General features: G+C 64.1%; 14 protein-coding genes. 4 read left to right on the top strand and 10 right to left on the bottom strand.

What is annotated here, in order from left to right; all coding sequences use genetic code 11:
• Window positions 1-13 precede the first annotated feature (13 nt).
• Window positions 14-1420 (bottom strand): sigma-54-dependent transcriptional regulator, encoded by a 1407-nt coding sequence (locus EA187_RS12555; protein WP_127780470.1) that lies wholly within the window; start codon window positions 1418-1420, stop codon window positions 14-16.
• 41 nt (window positions 1421-1461) lie between these two features.
• Complete coding sequence (locus tag EA187_RS12550) at window positions 1462-2940, bottom strand: sensor histidine kinase (protein WP_115604870.1); 1479 nt, start codon at window positions 2938-2940, stop codon at window positions 1462-1464.
• A 135-nt stretch (window positions 2941-3075) separates the two neighbouring features.
• On the opposite strand from EA187_RS12550, the gene EA187_RS12545 reads away from it, so the two are divergent.
• A complete protein-coding gene (locus EA187_RS12545) occupies window positions 3076-5808 on the top strand; it encodes an FHA domain-containing protein (protein WP_127780469.1) in 2733 nt (910 codons plus the stop codon).
• A 125-nt stretch (window positions 5809-5933) separates the two neighbouring features.
• On the opposite strand, the gene EA187_RS12540 is transcribed toward EA187_RS12545, so the two are convergent.
• Window positions 5934-6407: a response regulator gene (locus EA187_RS12540; protein ID WP_115604874.1), complete on the bottom strand. Its 474-nt coding sequence runs from the start codon at window positions 6405-6407 to the stop codon at window positions 5934-5936.
• Window positions 6408-6505: 98 nt separating this feature from the next.
• Window positions 6506-7258 carry a hypothetical protein gene (locus EA187_RS12535; RefSeq protein WP_115604876.1) on the bottom strand — a complete coding sequence of 251 codons (753 nt, stop codon included), beginning with the start codon at window positions 7256-7258 and terminating at the stop codon, window positions 6506-6508.
• A gap of 605 nt (window positions 7259-7863) precedes the next feature.
• Between EA187_RS12535 and EA187_RS12530 the strand changes: the two genes are divergently transcribed.
• On the top strand, window positions 7864-8706 hold the full coding sequence (locus tag EA187_RS12530; RefSeq protein ID WP_115604878.1) for a hypothetical protein: 843 nt from the start codon (window positions 7864-7866) through the stop codon (window positions 8704-8706).
• 19 nt (window positions 8707-8725) lie between these two features.
• Here the strand turns inward: EA187_RS12530 and EA187_RS12525 are convergent, their stop codons facing one another.
• A complete protein-coding gene (locus tag EA187_RS12525) occupies window positions 8726-9331 on the bottom strand; it encodes an alpha-isopropylmalate synthase regulatory domain-containing protein (RefSeq protein ID WP_164856241.1) in 606 nt (201 codons plus the stop codon).
• Window positions 9332-9498: 167 nt separating this feature from the next.
• Here EA187_RS12525 and EA187_RS12520 point away from each other — a divergent pair, with 167 nt between their 5' ends.
• Window positions 9499-10557, top strand: a complete 1059-nt coding sequence (locus tag EA187_RS12520; protein WP_127780467.1) for a type II secretion system F family protein — start codon at window positions 9499-9501, stop codon at window positions 10555-10557.
• A gap of 184 nt (window positions 10558-10741) precedes the next feature.
• Here EA187_RS12520 and EA187_RS12515 read toward each other — a convergent pair whose 3' ends face one another.
• From EA187_RS12515 to EA187_RS12495, 5 genes are all read right to left on the bottom strand, one after another.
• Complete coding sequence (locus EA187_RS12515; RefSeq protein WP_115604884.1) at window positions 10742-12094, bottom strand: NAD(P)-dependent oxidoreductase; 1353 nt, start codon at window positions 12092-12094, stop codon at window positions 10742-10744.
• Between the two features lie 135 nt (window positions 12095-12229).
• Complete coding sequence (locus EA187_RS12510; protein WP_127780466.1) at window positions 12230-13921, bottom strand: acyl-CoA mutase large subunit family protein; 1692 nt, start codon at window positions 13919-13921, stop codon at window positions 12230-12232.
• Between the two features lie 42 nt (window positions 13922-13963).
• Window positions 13964-14491, bottom strand: coding sequence for an acyl-CoA carboxylase biotin carboxyl carrier protein subunit (locus EA187_RS20640; protein ID WP_206524303.1), 528 nt, complete (start codon window positions 14489-14491; stop codon window positions 13964-13966).
• A gap of 56 nt (window positions 14492-14547) precedes the next feature.
• Window positions 14548-16068, bottom strand: coding sequence for an acetyl-CoA carboxylase biotin carboxylase subunit (gene accC / locus EA187_RS12500; RefSeq protein WP_127780465.1), 1521 nt, complete (start codon window positions 16066-16068; stop codon window positions 14548-14550).
• 172 nt (window positions 16069-16240) lie between these two features.
• The gene (locus tag EA187_RS12495; RefSeq protein WP_127780464.1) at window positions 16241-16525 is read right to left on the bottom strand and encodes a hypothetical protein; all 285 of its coding nucleotides are present in this window, start codon (window positions 16523-16525) and stop codon (window positions 16241-16243) included.
• Between the two features lie 252 nt (window positions 16526-16777).
• On the opposite strand from EA187_RS12495, the gene EA187_RS12490 reads away from it, so the two are divergent.
• Window positions 16778-18133, top strand: coding sequence for an iron-containing alcohol dehydrogenase (locus EA187_RS12490; protein WP_127780463.1), 1356 nt, complete (start codon window positions 16778-16780; stop codon window positions 18131-18133).
• Window positions 18134-18156: the final 23 nt, after the last annotated feature.

Genomic DNA, 18156 nt, shown 5'->3' with positions numbered 1-18156 from the left:
GGCTTAACTTTCCTTAATCTGAAGTCTCTTCATCGGGAGCCTCCACCCCGTACTTCTCCAACTTGTAGTAGAGCGCGCTGGACTTAATCCCCAGCAGCCGTGCGGTCTCCGCCTTGATTCCCCTGGCCTTTTCCAACGCGGCCACAATCAACGAGCGCTCCAGCGCTTCGAGCACCTCCGGAAGACTCGACGCCTCCACCGCGCTCAGATCCATGCCCTCAAGCGCCCGTGTTCCACCACCCAACGCCGGTGGCAAATCCTCCACCCCGATCGACTCCCCCCGCGCAAAGACCAGCGCATGTTCGATCACATTCTCCAGCTCCCGTACGTTGCCCGGCCACTCGTAGCCGGTGAGCAGGGCCATCGCCTCCTCACCCATACGACGGGCCTGAGAGCGCGTGCGCTCAGCCAACTTCTCCACAAAATGCCGCGCCAGAGCCGGCACGTCTTCGCGACGTTCTCGCAAAGGAGGCAACTCCACCGGAATGATATGCAACCGGTAGAAGAGATCTTCACGAAAACGTCCCCGGGCCACCTCTTCATGCAGGTTGCGGTGCGTCGCGGTGACCACGCGCACATCGGCATGCAACGTCTCTTCTCCGCCCACTCGCTCAAACTCCCGCTCCTGAAGCACCCTCAAGAGCTTCAGCTGGGTGGAGGGCTGAATGTCGCCGATCTCATCGAGAAAGATCGTCCCCCCTTCCGCAAGTTCAAACCGGCCGAGTCGACGTTTATGGGCGCCGGTAAACGCGCCCTTCTCGTGCCCGAAAAGCTCGCTCTCGAGCAGCCCCTCGGCCAGCGCCGAACAGTTCACCTTCACAAAAGGTCCGCTGGCGCGCGGGCTGGCCTTATGAATCGCCCGCGCCACAAGCTCTTTGCCCGTCCCCGACTCCCCGTGGATGTAGACCGTGCTCTCACTGCCGGCCACGCGCCGCACCCGCTCCAGGATGGTCGCCATGGCCTGGGAGTCGCCCACAATCGCCTCATCGAAGCTGCCGGCGACATCTTCCCGAAGGATCGCGTTCTCTTCGACCAGACGCTCCGCACGCGCCCGCTCCGCGCCCACCTCCAGCGCGCGGCTGACCTTGGCGCGAAGGAGCTCCGGCGGAAAAGGCTTGGGCAGAAAGTCGAAAGCGCCTGCCTGCATCGCCTCGACCGCCGTCTCAATGCTGCCGAAAGCCGTGATCATGATCACCATCGCCTCCGGGCGTTGCGCTCGGATACTGGCGAGCACCTGCATCCCGTCGACCTCGTCCATCTTCAGATCGGTGATCACCAGGTCGGGACGCGACTCTTGAAAACAAGCCAGACCCTGACGCCCTCCCTCGGCGGCCAGCGCGGCATGCCCCATCCGCTTAAGCACCTGCACGATGCCCTCGCGCAGCGTCTCATTGTCTTCAACGACCAACACCTTCGCCATACCTTGACTCCCTGACCTGACGCGTCAACCCACCAATGGACTCAGCCCAACCACCCCTCGGGCACGGCCTGCGCCCGGGGCACCTCGGGCAGCGATGCATCAAAGGGCCAGCTCAGCACCACACGGGTGCCCGTATCCGGCTCACTCTCGATATGCAGGCTGCCGCCATGCTCCTCCAGGATCTGGCGCGTCAGCGCCAGCCCCAGACCGCTGCCCTTCTCCCGGGTGGTGAAGAAGGGCGTGCTCAGTTCTGCCAACTTCTCCGCCGCGATTCCAGCCCCCCGGTCGCTCACCTCAACCCGGCACATCGACTCGCTCCCCTGCACCGCAACCCGCACACACTCGCCAGGGGGGCTGGCCTGATAGGCGTTGCGCACCACATTGAGGATAGCGCGTCGCAACCGGCTGACATCCCCCGTCCACTCCACCTCCTCAGCCCCCTCGACCTTGAGCACGCACCCCACCTCGGCCATCTCCCCGCGCAAAAGATCCTCGATCGCAGTGAGTGGTTGGGCGGCTTGAAAACGCTCCGGCACCAGCTCCGTGGGGCGGGCGTAGGCCAGAAAATCGGTCACCACCCGCTCCAGATAGTTGAGCTCCCGGGCGATCTTCTCGACCATCACGACCTGCTCATCGTCACCCGCCTCGCGCAGCTCTTCGTGCAACAGGCCACAGAAGAGCTTCATCCCTCCCAGCGGGTTTCGCACCTCGTGGGCGATGCCGGCGAGCATCATCTGCATGCGCTCATCACGCGCCACGACCGACTGGCGCATCTCTTCAAATGCCCCCATCAAAAAGGCGATCTCCTCGGGCCCGGCCGCGGGCTGCTCGGCGCTGACCAGGGGGCGTTTCATCGCTCCCTGGGCCACGCGCTCCACCCCGCGGACCAGCCGTCTTACCGGCCGAAGAAGCCCGGCCGCAAAGAGCACCGCGACCACACCGACCACCGCCACCCCCACAACTCCCAGCGCCACCAGCGCGCCACCGAAATCTCCCAGAAGTTCAAAATGGGTGGCGCTGGCAATGACCACGATCATCGCCACCGGTTTCTCATCCAGCCACACCGGCACAAATGCTTTCTTATGGCGCTGACCGTCGTCGGTGCGATACATCGGGCTTGTACGGGGAAGCCCATCCGCAAAACTTCGCCCAATCTCGAGCCTGTCCGCCTCCAGCGAGAAAACGGGCTGCCCAAAACTAACCGCGACATCGGTGTCGACCAGGCTCTTCAATTCAGCATCGACGATCATCACCCGGCGAGCGTCGGTGGCCTTTCGGGTCGCCTCCAGACGCTCGCTCAGGCGCGCGCGCACGCGCTCCATGGAGGCGTCCATGCGCGCAAGCTGGGAGGCATCAATGCCCTCACTGAGTTCGGCGCTAAGCGCACCACCAATCGCGCTTAAGCGCCTGCCCACCTCTTCCTCCAGGCCGCGCTGCGCGCTCTCCCAGGCCAGCGCGATCATCGCCACGATGATCAGAGTAGTGGGCACGACAAACGCCGCGATCATCTGCGTGCGCAACGAAGCTCGAACTCTCACGGATCTTTTCTCGCAGTGGGGGGCCGGGCCAAAAGACCGCCTGATTGACACCTTTCTTGCGCCAACGCTATCCTCGGCACGCCCGGAAGATCAATCGCCAGCACGACCTGAGGACCCATGAACGACGCGGAGAACAAGCCTTCGGCTGGCGAGCAGCCACCCGAAGAGACGAGTGTCTCCGCCGAGGGAGCCCCATCGAGGCTCCCGGAGGCAGAGGCCCCCTCGGCCCCACAGCAGGAGCCCGCTCCCAGAAAGACCCTCCAGGGCCTGGGCGGGCTGCGCACTGCGTCAAGTCCCGGAACGGGGCTCTCCCTCTCAGAGCGCCTCAAGAAGCTGAGCGTGCCGGGCGCTGCGCCCGAACCTCCCGAAGACGACGCTCCGACGACCATCGAGATGCTCCCCGAGGATCTCGACGATGAACCGGACGTTGGTGAAGCACACGACGAGGACGAGGTATCTGACGCGGAAGTCGCCCCATCTCGCTCCTCGGCTGCGCGGGCCACCATGCTCAGCCATACCATCGACCCCACCGGCGTCGCCCCGGACGGTGCCTCCGACAGCGCCGACATTCAGACCTCCGCCCCGAACATCGAGGAGGTCTCCCAGCCGGCAGCAGCGCATGCATCCTCGCTGAGCGAGCCCTCCGCCGAAGGTCCCGGGGAGCTCACCGTCGAGGAACCCTTCGTCGGGGAGGCCACCGAAATCGCCCCCGGCCTCGCCAGCGCGCTACCCGACGCCGACCTTCAGGCCGAGCGCACCGAGATCTCGCCGGGACTTCTCGATGCTGCTTCCCCTCACGATCTTCAACCTGAGCGCACCGAGATCGCCCGCAGCATCTTCGACACCGCCAATGAGGCTCCACCTCCGGTCGACCGCAGCAGCATCTCCATGGAGCTTCCGGCCGCAACGGACTCCGACTCCATTGAAGCCACTCAGATCGCGTCGGTCGAGGAGCTCACACGTGGCGATCGCCAGCGTACAGGTGCTGATGCCGGCATCGCGCCGGCGGCGACACCTGGCGCAGACGACTTTGCTGCCCAGGCCACCGAGGTCTTCTCCAGCCCCTTTGAAGCCGACCCGATCTGCCCGCGCATCTCCACGCTGAGCGGCCCCACCCTCGGGCAGGAGTTTCTGGTCAATCGCATCCGCAGCACCGTAGGACGCGGCACCGATAACTCGATCGTCGTGCCCGACCTCTCGATGAGCCGCAAACACTTCGAGATCATTCAACAGCACGACGACAGCTTCATGGTCCGCGACCTGATGTCGATCAACGGCACCGCCCTCAACGGCGTCAAAGTCCGTGAGGCCGATCTTTTTCACGGCGATCGCATTGAGTCCGGGCAGACCATCTTTCAGTTTGTGATCCCCGGCGGCCGCCCCACCGAGAGTCGCCAGCGACGGCTGATCCCGGCGGCTTCCACCCAGACCGCCACCGCCCTGAAGCAGGGCCAGCTGGGCGCGGTCCCCTCGGTGGCCCCGCCGCGCCGCCTCGATCGCATGTTGATGGGCGTGACCATCGGCGCCGCTCTGCTCTGCCTGCCGCTGATCGCTTTGATCGTGCACCTGGCCCTCTCACCCGAGACGCCCGAAGACGCCGGCGCAACGGCCCTGGCCATCCACGACAGCGACGCGCGCGGGCTTTATCTCGAAGGTGTGGAAGCCATCAAGAGCCGGGAGTGGGAGCGCGCCGAGAGCCTTTTCAAACAGGCGTCCGCCGCCGACCCGGAATTCGGGGAAGTTGACGCACAGCTCGAGCGCATCGCCATGGAGCGGCGCTCCCGCGCCACCGTCGAACGCGCCCGCCAGCGGGTCGACGCCATCGATCCACCACTTCTGGCCGAACTCAGCGCCGTCTCCCGCGAGAGCGTCTATCACAGCGAAGCGCAGTCGCTCATCAGGCTGGCGAGACAGAGCGAAGTTCACGGGATCTTTGAGCGCGCTCAACGCTCCTTTGAGGCCGAAGACTGGGACGCCAGCCGCGAAGCCGTCGACGATCTGCTCAGCATCGCTCCGCAACATGAAGGTGCCCGCCGTCTCCTGGAGGATCTCGACGCGGTGGCCGCTCGCCAGGCCGAAGAGCGTCAGGCCGAAGAGCGTCAGGCCGAAGAAGCACGCCAGCGCGAGATCACAAGCCGCTCTCGCCGACCGTCGGCCCGCCCCTCCTCCGAACGCGACAAGCCCGAGCTCGACAACCCCTTTGCCGAGTTGCCCGCTTCGGGTTCCACTGCCTCAAGCGCCGGTTCCCGAGATTCGGCGGCGTCTTCCACAGGTTCGATCAACTTCACCAAGGGCTTTAACCTCTACCGCGACGAGAACTTTGAGGGGGCCATCGCCCACTTCGAGTCCATCCAGCGAGCCTCCAGCGGTGCCATCGGCGAGCGGGCCGCGCGTACCGCCGACGACGTGCGCACCTTCCGCCAGAGTTTGCAGCAGGGCCGACAGGCTTTGGAATCCGGCGAGTTTGAGCGCGCACTGACGCTGATCCAGCGCGCCCGCAAAGCCGACGCAGCTCTGGCCGGCGGTCGCGGCCACTTCGAACAACAGACCTCCACGGCCATGGCCCACGCGCTGGCCGGCCAGGGCCTGGCGGCCCTGGCCTCCGACAGCTACGCCCGCGCCTACTCCTTATTGACGCGCGCGCAGGCCCTCTCACGCAGCGATCCCACCACACGTCGACTTGCCCTTGCCCTGGAAAACGAGGCCAACAGCCTCTACATCCTGGCAGCCGGTCAGCGCGCCGCCGACCCCGCCGCAGCCGCCGAGCTCTGCCGCACCATCCTCACCATGGTGCCCCCCTCCAGCGACAACCACCGCCGCGCCCGCCTGATGCTCGAAGAACTCCCCTGACACCCGGACGCCGCAACCGCCCCCCGCGGCCGGCGACTAAAAAGCGCAGACGCACACACGCCAAAGCCCCGATGAGTACTCTCATCGGGGCTTTGGCGTGTTTCAAACTCGACCGGTGGCCGGTCTCAGCGCAGAGGCGGTGATTGCCGCTGCTCCAGTACTTTGGCCACCTTGACCTTCAACTCCTCGAAGTCGAAGGGCTTGTCAATATAGTCGTCCGCGCCAAAGAGCGGGCTGGTCAACTCGTTGTTAGTCGGACCGATGCCCGTAAGCATGATGATCGCGGTTTGCTCGTAGATCTCGTGCTGACGCACGTATTTGCATACCTCCCAACCGGTGAGCTCAGGCATCATCACATCAAGCACCACCAGATTGGGGCGGTGCTCAATGATCTTCTCCAGCGCTTCCGCGCCATCCATGCTCTCCAGCAGGTCGCAGTCTCGACGGGAGAAATGCGCCTTGAGCATCCCGCGCAGCTCTCCGTCATCATCGGCCAGAAGGATCAGCGGGCGCTCACGGGTGGTCGGCGCACCGAAGGGCAGGTCATCATCGGCGATCGCGTCGATCGACTCTGCAGCGCTCTTCTCGTTGGGGTCCATGCATCTACCTCGGAATCGTGATCTCGATGGGTCTATCAGGGGGCAGGGGCAATCCTACACACATCGCCCCGACCTGCCACCGAAAACACCGACCTGAATCACTCGCCGCTTGCCTCATCGGGCTGCGCCTGGCTGGAGGCTTCAAAAGCCTCCACGCGTTCACGGGCTCGCGGCGTCTCGTCGAGAAACTCATCAAAGAGCACCCGCGCCAGCTCACGCTTGTCGATGCCCTCGGGGGCCACCTTCATGTCGAGCTGGCAAAGGGAGATATCAAAGCGCGAGCTCTTGACGGTCTCTTTATCCAGGCCGAACTCCCGCAACGCCTTCTCCAACTCGTGGGTCTGCATGTTGAAGCGACTGGCCACTTCGCGCAGAGACTGCTGGCGGTAGTTGTTATTCTCGGTGATCCCGCAGTGGTAGGCGCAGAAGACCTCAAAGGGGGTCAACTCCACCGGGCCGCGGCGCGACTCCTGGGCGGCCGAAAGATCAACCACCGGCTCACGCCCGCCGAGCTTACTCTCGGGGGTCTTGAGCTTACGCACCGGCGTCTTGCGGCGCTGACGCCTTTTACCGGAGCTGCGGTTGCGACTCTTTCGCCGCGAACTTCCGCGGGAGCGCCGCGAACTCTGGCGGCGATTCTTGCTCTTGGCCCCCTCCCGACTCTTCTTCTTGCCGCCGGAGGGCTTGACCCCTTCCTCGGACTCACCCGACTCGCTCTTGGCGGTGTTCTGGGTGGTCTGGCTGGAGCCCTTGCTGCTGCGCGAGCGCCGGCGGCGACGGCGACGACGGCGCTTGCTGCCGCCACCTTCGGGGTTGTTGTCCTGGGCGCTCTGGTTGGCCTCTTCGCTCATCCTCTCCTCGGTGCTGAGCCTGAAAGGTCACTGACGATCGACTGCCCGGGGACCTCCAGGCTGCCCGTTGGCAGCCCGTCCCACACGCATCGATCTGGCGGTATGTCGCTCGTTTAATACCTGTTCGCCGAAAAGGGTTGCTCGCGCCGCGGAGCGCGGCGTGACGAACCTCCCCGGATCTCTCGTGTGCCGCGGACCTTCGTGGCCCGGCACTCGCGTCGACGTCCCACAAGGATGTCGGACGGTCGGAGCGCGCTCTCCTCATCGACCCTGGAGACATGGGCTCCCTGGTCCTCAATGTACTCACCGATGCCGAGTCACCACGCCATCCTGGCCAAAAAGCCCGGGATGAAGGGCGCTGACCGCCGCTGCGGAATGCGCTCCCAGATCGTGCTCGATGCCCTGTTCGTTTCGGGATAAAGCCGCGCACGTGCCATTTTCGCGCGCCGGCTCTCCTCGACACTCTAGCGCATCTGAATTAGGCTGACAACTCCCCGCAAAGTTCGTACCACTAGCTGCGGTCACCTCTCGACACGAGCCCTCTCGATACGTTTTACGGTGTGCCCATCGCCCTTTTCGGCGCCCCTTGTCTCCGCCTACCTGTCATGCGCCAGCCCCATCTTCCAGCTCTGATCGCACCTGCCTTCCGCCCGCTGCTGTGGCTGGTGCTCTGCCTGAGCCTCACCTGGGCTACCGGGTGTAATCTGGCGATCGACCTGGAAGCCTACCCCTACACGGCGTTACAGCCCGATACCGACCTCCCCGCCGACGCCGGCGCCGACGCTCCGGTTGAAGACACCGACTCACCAGACATCCCGGACGCCGACCCCCTGGCCCGGCCCGCGCTGGCCTTCTCCGAGCTGATGATCCGCGTGGAGCCGCCCCCGGGCGAATCCCAGGAACTTGGCGAATACATCGAGATCGTCAATCTGGGCGACGCTCCCATCGATCCGCGCGGCGTGGTCATCGAGCTCCTTGAAACCAACGAGCGCATCGAAATCGACCGCCTGCTCGATTCTCCCAAAGAGCGCGCGGTGGTCGAGGCACTCGAGCCCATCGCCCCCGGGGAGCATTTTCTCTTCTACCGTCGCGCCAACGACCACTACGTCATTGAGGAAAACCTCGACCCGACGGCCTCTTACGAGTACGGCCGCTGGAGCCGGCCGGTGGGTCTGTCAAACTTCACCCGCTCCATGCGCCTGATTGAGCTTGAGGGGGAGTTCGGCTTTGTGATCCACGATGAGGTCGCCTGGCGCGAAGGCGCGCTCGTCGACCCGGATGGCGAGATCGGCACCGGGCGCGAGCTTCGCGAAAACGTCGCCTTCGGGCTGCGCCCCGGCCAGATCTCGGGACGAGAGCCCACCGCCTGGTGCTACCACCGCGAGCTGCTCTCCGAGGGCCCTCTCTTCGGCTCCCCGGGTCAGCCCACGCCGGCCAGCTGCCGCTGACCTATGCGGCCGCTCGCGCTCACCCCTTGAGCTGCGCGCGAATGCGCTCCACAACCTCCGAATACGAGGTGTTCTGCACGACCTGCGTCATCAGGTCGGTGTACTTCTCCACAAGATCGGTTCGCCCCTCGCTGCGGTAATGCTCCAGGATCTCATGGAGGCGCACATAGGTGCGTTCGCTGTTCACAAAGTACTCCGCGGCTTTGACCGTCGCCTCAATGCCGGCGCGGCTGACCGAGGGCTGGCGCGCCTGAAAGACAAACTCTCGCCCCTCACTGTTGATGATCCCCACGGTCGCCTCGGCCCACGCCTTCGACGACTCCCGGGCATCGGCGCTGTTGAGCAATCCCTGGATGGCAAACTGCGAGAACGCGATCGAGCTCAGCGAGGGGTAGTCATGGGCCAGGTGCTGACGCAGCCCGTTGAAGAGCGCATCAATCGTGCCCACGCCCTGCCCTTCGACCTCCACCGGGTTCTCTTCACGTTGGGCGAGTTGAAAGCGCATCAGGCACTCCCCTCGGCTTAAGTCTTCCTCCAGGCTGTAGGCTTTGACTGCCAGGGTGAGGTAATTCTCCTGGAGGATCTCGCGCATCAGACTGACCATCTTCTCTTGATCGAACGCCATCGTTGCTCCTTTTTGACCGGGTGGAACGTTTATCTTCGGGAGGTCATACGTTAAGGTGGCCGGGCTGCTTAAGACGGGATGCGACGCTGCCTTTATACCTGTAACGCGTCCATCGTTGTCGCACATCCTCCGGCCTTTTAACGGGCCGCCTGCAGGGAGTCTTCCTGATGGTCGCACCTTACTCCACGTCGCCTCATCGCGAGCCGGTGGTCCGTGAATCCTCCACCTACCTTACAGACGCGGAGGCGGCTTCCTTATGCACGATCTTCTTTGAGGGCCTGGAGAGCGGCATGAGCTATGCGCGTATCATCGACATGATGGAACGCCAGGGCTACGACGGCAAAATGGTCACCCGGATGCGCCACTCCCTGATGGAGCGCGGTGACATGCTCGGGGAGGCCTTTGCTCGCTACGGCCTGCTCGACTCCACCGCGCGAAAGCTCATCCTGGTGGCCGAGGAACAGGGTAAGCTCCCGCGCACCTTTCGCCACCTGGCCAAGCATTACGGTAAACGCGCCAGGCGTCGAAAGAAGCTCGTCTTCTCTTTTACCGAACCCGTGCTCCTGGTGGTGCTCGGTCTCTTTATCGCCATGACGCTTTTTAGTGCGGATCTCGGCGAGATCACCATGCGCCACGATACCTGGACGGTGATCGGCGAGCTGATGGTGGGCGGTCTTCTACAGGGCGCGATCTTTTTGCTCGTCGTGGGCTTTGGGGCCTACGCCTACCTCAACCTGCCAGTGGACCTGAGCCTGCGCAGCTTCGGCTACCGCCTCTGGCTGGCCGTTCCGATCTTAAACCGCGCCAGCCTCTTCAACACCTACTCGGTCTTTTGCCGCTACACCGAGCAGTCGATCTCCAGCGGACTCACCGTGCACAAGGCCCTGGAGCTTGCCGCGGAGGCTTCCAACAACTCCGATATCGAGCGCAAGATCCCCATCGCCCAGGACGTCATTGAGCAGGGGGGCAGCCTGGCCAAGGGCTTCTACATGATGAAGGTCTTGCCCGACGACATCCTGGAGAACGTGGACGTGGGCGAGGAGACCGGCCGCCTGGAGGAACGCCTGGCATCGCTGGCCGAGCGCTACGAGGAGCGCGCCGATGAAGCCTTTGAAGCGTTAATGGCGACCTTTGTCTATGGTGCGCGCATGTTGATCGCCGCAGCGATCATCACCGCACTGCTGCTGACGCTGACCACCCAGTTCAAAGACACCTTCATGGTCTGAGCGTCGAGGATGCCCCGGCCCGGCAGCGTTGATATGGCGCTCCGGGGGGCTGAGCCGACGTCATGACGTCACTGCTCAAGGTCAGGCCGGGCGAACCCGGTGTTCACGATCCAAAAAACGCGCAGCCGGAGCTCCGGCTGCGCGTTTTTTCATGACGCTGATGATCCGAGGCTGACCCACCACCTCATTCCTTGCAGCCTTCGCTGCGAAGCGGAATCTGGCGGATCGCGCGCACCGCCCTCACATCCCCGGTAATCGCCTGGGCATGGGCCACAAGCTCACGGAGCTGCTTCTCGTCGAGAGGCCGATCGATGGCCGCCACCTCGTAGGCAAAACCGTACTCGGGGAAGTCGCGGTGCGAAGAGCGCAGGTTGTTCAAACCCGCCTCAAAGATCGCGTCATCAACCGCCTTCTTGGTGCCACGCTGGTCGCTGTGAATGACCGTGAGGATCGTGCACGCCCCGTCGGTTTCCACCCCGATGGTCTGACCGGGGCTGAACACACAATCACGCACAAGGCCCTGCTCCAAAAAGAGCTGCGTGGTGTTGGCCACATGCTGCGCGATGCGCGGCTGAGCCTCCTCGGTGGCCGCCCCGATATGCGGGGTGGTGACCACACTGGCAAACTCGGCGTAGGGGTTCGACCAGGGATCGTCGCTGCTGCCGGGCTCCTCGGGGAAGACGTCAACCGCCGCGCGGCGCACATGCCCCTCCTCCACCGCGCGCTTGAGATCGTCGGGATTGTACAAAAAGCCGCGCGCCGCGTTGATGAAGATGCGCGGGCTCGAAGGTTCGCGGTCGGCCCCGAAGTTCGAAAGATGCTCGTAGCTGAGCATATCGCGGTTGCTGCGCCCGCGGTGATCTTCGGCGCCCACGTGCACCGTCACCACATCTGCCACGCGGAAGGCCTCCGAGAGCGTCGCGCAGCTCGTCCATCCCAGCGCGATGCCCACCTCCCGGGCCAGCTCGCGGGTGTCGTAGAAGAAGACACGCATGCCAAAGGCCTCGGCCACCTGAGCGACCTGCTTGCCGATGTTGCCAAGCCCGATGATCGCCAGATTCTTGCCCTTGAGTTCGTAGCGCTCCTTGCTGTTTTTGGTCCACAGATGACTGCGCCCGTCGCGATCGGCATCAAAGATTCGCCGCGCCAGACAGATCATCTCGCCCAACACCATCTCCACCACCGAGCGCCCGTTGCTCACCGGGTCGTTCATCACCAGCACGCCCTCACGCGCGCAGGCATCCCGGTCCACCGAGTCATCGCCGATGCAACAGAGCATCACCGCCGCCAGGTGTTTCGACGCCTTAAGTACGCGCTCGTTGACCTCAAAGCGGCTACGCTTAAAGAGCAGGTCGTGCTGCCCTTCCTCCAGGATTCGCACGACCTCATCCTCATTGAGGGTCACAGACTCATCGAGGCGCTCCACCTCAATACCCATCGCCGTCAGATAGCGGTCGAGGGATGGGTGGGGGTTCTCCAGAATCAGCGCTTTTTTGAAGTGGTCGCGCAACATGCGCACATCGTGCTGCTCAGACATCTTAGACCTTCTCGGGATATGAACATCACCGGGGCGCCACGAAACACGCCCCCTGCCACATGTCAGGGGGCGCTCCGGCGCACCGCTCAGGGTGCCAGGGGCTCGACCGCTCGCCAGCGGCGAGTCGATGCCCCATTAAAAGACAACATTCTCGACGTATTCCCCAAACACCTCGCGCAGAGTGTCGGCGACCTCACCCAGGGTCACCTTATGCACGACGGCTTCCACAATATGAGGCATCAGGTTGTCGCCGCCCCGCGCCGCATTCGCCAGCCCGGCGCGACAACGCTCGACCTCGGAGGCCGCCCGCGACGCTTTAAGCTCGCGCAGTCGTGCCACCTGGGAGCGCTCCACCTCCGGGTCGATCTGATGGATCGCCACCGGAGCCTCCTCCTCGGCTTTATAGCGGTTAACCCCCACGATCACCTGCTCACTGCGCTCCTGAGCGAGCTGGGCCTGGTAGGCGGCCTCCTGAATCTCACTCTGCGGAAAGCCCGCCTCAATGGCCTGCACCGCCCCGCCGATCGCGTCGTAACGGGCGATGTAGTCGCGCGCTCCCTCCTCAATCGCGTCGGTCAGCGCCTCCACCGCGTAGCTTCCGGCCAGCGGGTCGACGATATCCGCCACCCCCGTCTCATGGGCGATGACCTGCTGGGTGCGCAGCGCCATCAGCGCGGAGGCCTCGGTGGGAAGTCCCAGGGCTTCATCCCAGGAGTTGGTATGCAAGGACTGCGTGCCGCCCATCACCGAGGCCAGCGCCTGCATCGCCACGCGCACGATGTTGACCTGGGGTTGCTGCGCGGTCAGCGTGGAGCCGGCCGTCTGGCTGTGGAAGCGCAGACGCATGGAGCTTTCTTTCTTCGCCCCGAAGCGCTCTTTCATGATGCGCGCCCACAGACGGCGCGCCGCGCGGAACTTCGCGACCTCTTCGATGAAGTTGTTATGCACGTTGAAGAAGAAGGAGAGGCGTCCGGCGAACTCATCGACATCAAGCCCGGCGGCCTGAGCAGCCTCGACGTACGCGATGCCATTGGCCAGCGTAAACCCGACCTCCTGCACCGCCGTGCTGCCCGCCTCGCGGATGTGGTAGCCGGAGATGCTCACCGTGTTCCATTTGGGCACCTCCGCCTGACAGAAGCCAAAGATATCGGTGATGATGCGCATGCTCGGCCGCGGAGGATAGATGTAGGTCCCCCGGGCGATGTACTCCTTGAGCACGTCATTCTGGATGGTTCCGCGCAGCTTACCCCGATCGATGCCGCGAGCATCGGCCACCGCCACATAGAGCGCCAGCAGGGTGGAGGCGGTGGCGTTGATCGTCATCGAGGTCGAGATCTTATCCAGGGGCAGCTGGTCGAGAAGCACCTCCATATCGGCGATGGAGTCGATAGCCACGCCTACTTTACCGACCTCACCGCGAGCGCGGGGGCTATCGGAGTCGTACCCCATCTGCGTGGGCAGATCGAAGGCCACCGACAGACCGGTGGTTCCCTGCGAGAGCAGGTAGCGGTAGCGCTCATTGGACTGGGCGGCGTCGCCAAAGCCGGCGTACTGACGCATCGTCCAGAGTCGACCGCGGTACATCGTCGGCTGCACCCCTCGGGTGAAGGGATAGCTCCCCGGAAAGCCCAGGTCGTTGAGGAAATCCTGACCACGCTGATGGTGCGGGCCATAGACGGCCTCGACCTCCTCACCGTCGCTGCGCACAAAGCGCTCGCGACGCTCGCCAAAGCGCTCCAGCAGAGGCTGCAACACCTCATCGCGCCAGCGGGCATCGGCCTCGTGCAGCGCCGCCCAGAACTCTTCCTCGCGTGACTCCTCGCTCATGCTCACTCCCGCGGCGTGCTCATCAGGCGCGCCCGATCTGTCTCATTGCACATCGTCGATACGGACCAGCACGTCGCCGATCTCGACGGCCTGCCCTGCGCTTACCGCGACCTCGGTGATCACACCGGGACGGTGTGCCTTGAGGTCGTTCTCCATCTTCATCGCCTCAACGATGACAACCGTCTCGCCAGGCGCAACCTCCTGGCCTACCTCCACCGCGATCGCGACGACCTTGCCGGCCATCGGGCTCTTGAGCTCGGGGCTATCCGAGCCGCGCGCGCCCACGCCGGCGGCCTTCATGCGCTTCTGGCGCTCGTTGAGCACCTCGACGGCGTGGGTTTCCCCGTCGATCTGCACCTCGTAGACGGTGTCCTCCCGCAGCACGTCGGCCTCAATGACCCGATCGCCGGTCAAAAGACTCAGCCCGGCGGCGTCCGCCTCAAAGGCGCTGACTTCAAAGGTCGTCCCCTCCGGGGAGGTGACGCGGTAGAGATCAGCTTGAAGGGTCTCGACCTGCCAGGTGCGTTGCTCATCGCCCTGACCCACAAAATAAAACACGCGCTCGCTCATACTCTCGTCCTCAATCGTTCGCAAAGATGTCGTGGAGGTGGTGGCGCGCCCCGGGTTCAACGCCCCAGCGCACGCATCCGACCGAGCTCTTTCCAGCGGCTTCCAGGCCCACTCTTCGCGGCCCCGGCACCCCCCTGCACGCCGGCGCCCTGGCTCAACGCCTCATCGCGGCGATGCGCGCTGAGCACGGCCACCAGCTCGGCATCAAGCACGTAGCGCGGCGCGGGCTTTGAGCGCTCTTTAAGCCAGCGCGGCACAAAGTCGGTGGTGTACTCCCCGCTGACAAAATCGGGATGATCGAGCACCTCACGGTGAAACGCGATGTTGGTGGAGATTCCCCCGACAACATACTCGGAGAGCGCCCGGCGCATCCGCTCAATGGCGTGCTGACGATCTTCTCCCCAGGTGATGAGCTTGGCGATCATCGGGTCGTAATGCACCGTGACCTCCCCGCCCTCATACACGCCGCCATCTTCGCGCACACCGGGGCCCGATGGCGTCTTCAGCACGTGCAGAGGCCCCGGAGAGGGCATGAAGTTATTCTCGGGATCTTCGGCGTAGATACGACACTCCACCGCCGCGCCCCGGCGAGTGATCTGGCTCTGGTCGACATCGAGCGGACGGCCCGCGGCGATGTTCACCTGCCAGCGCACCAGATCCATGCCGGTGATCATCTCGGTGATCGGGTGCTCGACCTGCAGCCGGGTGTTCATCTCCAGAAAATAGAAGTCGCCGTTGGCGTCGAGCAAAAACTCCACGGTGCCCGCGCCGATATAATCGACGGCGCGCGCCGCATCACAGGCCACCTGGCCCATGCGCTGGCGCGTCTCCTCTTTGAGCACCGGACAGGGCGTCTCCTCAATGATCTTCTGGTGGCGACGCTGCACCGAGCAGTCGCGCTCAAAGAGGTGCACGACGTTACCGTGACCGTCGGCCAGCACCTGAATCTCGACGTGGCGCGGGTTGAGCACGTACTTCTCAACATACACATCGCCATTGCCGAACGCGCTCAGCGCTTCGCGCCTCGCCCCTTCAAAGGACTGCACGAACTCCGCCGGATCATCGACCCGACGCATTCCCTTGCCCCCGCCGCCTGCCGACGCTTTGACCAGCACCGGAAAGCCCATCTTCTCGGCGATTGCCAGAGCCTCGGCAGCATCCTCCACAGCATCTTTGGTCCCGGGCACAAGCGGAACCCCGGCCTTCTCCATCAGCTGGCGGGCCCGGGTCTTCTCGCCCATCGCCTCAATGGCGTAGGGTTTGGGACCGATGAAGGTGATGCCGGCAGCCTCACAGGCGCGGGCAAAGTCGGCGTTTTCACTCAAGAAACCGTAGCCGGGATGAATAGCCTCGGCGCCGCTCTTCTTAGCGACGTCCAGGATCACCTCGGCGCGCAGGTAGCTCTCGGCACTGGGCGCAGGCCCCACACAGTAGGCTTCATCGGCCATGCGCACGTGCAGCGCCTTGCGGTCGGCCTCCGAGTACACCGCCACCGTCGCGATTCCCATCTCGCGCAGGCTGCGCATCACTCGAACCGCAATCTCGCCACGGTTGGCGATCAACACCTTCTTAAACATCGCTCCTCCTGGGACTCATACCAGCTGGCTGGAACCGACCTCCTAAGCGCCGCGACGTTATCAAAGCCCACATGTGCGGTCTAGCGGCCTCAACCCCGGACGTCGGGCAAAAAAAAGAGGCCCGCGACGCGGACCTCTTCTCTTCGAAATCTTTCGGGATCTCAACACCTTATCACTCATCACCCTCATCCAGATCACCTGCAGCGATCGGACCGTTGGGGGCCAGCGCTTCGTGGAGTTCGCGCTCCATCATGGCCAGCTTGAGGCGAGTTTCTTCGTCGGCGCCCAGGGCAAACTTGAGCTCGTGGGTGTCTTCTTCACCGAGCCCGTGCAACATGCGCAACACCTTCTCCTCCTGTGGCGAGAGCACATCGAGCCGGGTGTCGCTCTTGGAGCGCGAGGTCTCGGTGGTCGTGACGACCGAACCGCTCTGCTGTTTATTTGTAGGGTTACTCAACTCTCAATCCTCCACCGAATCATCATAAGCCAGGTTTAGCTCGGCGCAGACCGAGTAACCCATGCATCTCACGTCGACAAACAACAACGGCCTACGGCGTACCTGCAGCTATGTTATAAGGGGCGGGCCGATCCCGGGCAAATTTTTCCCGGAATTTCTCAGCGCGCCATCTGCTAGAGCTTGAAGAATGGTGCGATCCGGGCATGGTGATGCCCGATATGTTGACGACCCTCTTTTCCCCTGAGGCACGCTATGACCACGCTCATCGACGAGCTATTGACCCGCTACGCCGAGCACCTCGACACCCGCGCGATCGTGCTCCAGAAAGACGCCATCGCCGAGGGTGTGCGCCAGATGCAGGCGCATCTTCCCGAGGGCACCTGGCTTGTGGCCTTTGACGAAAACACCTGGGAGGTGGCCGGAAAGGCCCTGGCCGCCGAGCTCGATCGGGTGGGTCAAGCCTGGGAGCGCTTTGAGGTACTCGCCAGCGAGGGCGAGGAGGTGCCGCGTTGTGATGATGCCTCCATCGCCGCCTACCAGGCGGCCCTTGGCGAGCAGGGCGCGGTGGCTGGCGTGGCCGTGGGTGCCGGCACCATCAACGACATCGTCAAGCAGGCCTGCTTCAACGTCGACCGTTATATGGCGTGCGTGGCGACCTCCCCGAGCATGAACGGCTACACCTCGGCGATTGCCGCGGTGCTCTCCGAGGGCGTCAAAACCACCATCCCCTGCCGCGCGCCGCGGGTCGTGGTGGCCGATCTCGATGTGCTGGCCGAGTCGCCCTACCGCATGATCTGCAGCGGTCTGGGTGATTTGATGTCGAAGCCGGTCTCCAACGCCGACTGGCAACTCTCGGCCTGGCTCAACGGCACCTTCCACTCCGCCGAGGCCATGGAGATCATTGAGGCCGGCGCGAAACTTCTCGACGGAGTCGCTCCGAAGTTGCCCGCCCGCGACCGCCAGGCCGTCGGCGACTTGAGCGCCAGCCTGATGCTCAGCGGCCTGGCGATGAGCGTGGCCGGCTCGTCGAGCCCGGCCTCCGGTGGCGAGCACCTGATCAGCCACTTTATCGACATGACCTCGATCGCGTTTGATGAGCCGCATGATTTTCACGGCTGCCAGGTGGGCGTGGGCACGCTGACCACCGCCTACCTCTACGAGCAGCTTATGGCGATGGACCCGGACACCATCAATGTGGAGGCGCGCGTGGCCGCGCTCCAACCCTGGGAGCAGTACGCTGCGGTGCTCAAAGAGCGCTTCGGCCCCCTCTACGACGCGGTGGTCAAACACGCCGAAAAGGCCTACCCCTCCGCCGACGAACTTCGCGCTCGCCTCACCACCCTGAAGTCGGAGTGGTCGGTGCTGCGCCAGAAGGTGGGCTCGACGCTGCGCACCTGCAACTCGCTTGAAGAGGAGCTCGTCGAGGCGAAGTGTCCGGTGCGTTTTGCCGAGCTGGACGTGGCGCGCGAGCGGGCCTGGCGCTCCGTGGCGCACTCCAAAGACATCCGCAACCGCTACACGATCCTGCACCTGGCCTGGGAGCTTGGCACCCTGGATGCCTGGACCGACAAAGCCATCGACCGGCTCTACGACTCGCAGATCTTCTAAAGCATCGCGACCGCGATACGCTC

The organism is Lujinxingia sediminis (assembly GCF_004005565.1).
Classification (GTDB): Bacteria; Myxococcota_A; Bradymonadia; order Bradymonadales; family Bradymonadaceae; genus Lujinxingia; species Lujinxingia sediminis.
This window is presented reverse-complemented; position numbering and strand designations above follow the sequence as displayed.